Below are 252 nucleotides of genomic sequence, written 5' to 3'. Positions count from 1 at the left end.
CAAGTCTCATTGGCTTTTCTACTTGCCTAAAATCATGATTTCCTGATGAAATCATGCAATGAGGAGCAATCATAACATAATTACCAATTTTCACTTCGCCAGCATATATAACTGTAAATGGATTTAGTTGGCAATATTCCCCGATTTCAACTTTACCAAAAGATTGAATAATAACATAGTCTTTTATTTCACTATGTGCTCCAATACTTATATTTTGTGGATTTATGAGTTTACATGTATCATAAATGATAG

The 252-nt window shown here is 31.0% G+C and carries 1 protein-coding gene; it reads right to left on the bottom strand.

The window, feature by feature from the left end:
- The coding region (locus J4D97_RS23365) for a hypothetical protein (RefSeq protein WP_208309676.1) at nucleotides 1-252 on the bottom strand (252 nt) is incomplete at both ends.

The organism is Hymenobacter defluvii, assembly GCF_017589435.1.
GTDB lineage: Bacteria > Bacteroidota > Bacteroidia > Cytophagales > Hymenobacteraceae > Hymenobacter > Hymenobacter profundi.
The sequence above is the reverse complement of the archived record's forward strand: the minus strand, read 5'-3'. Positions and strand labels throughout refer to the sequence as shown.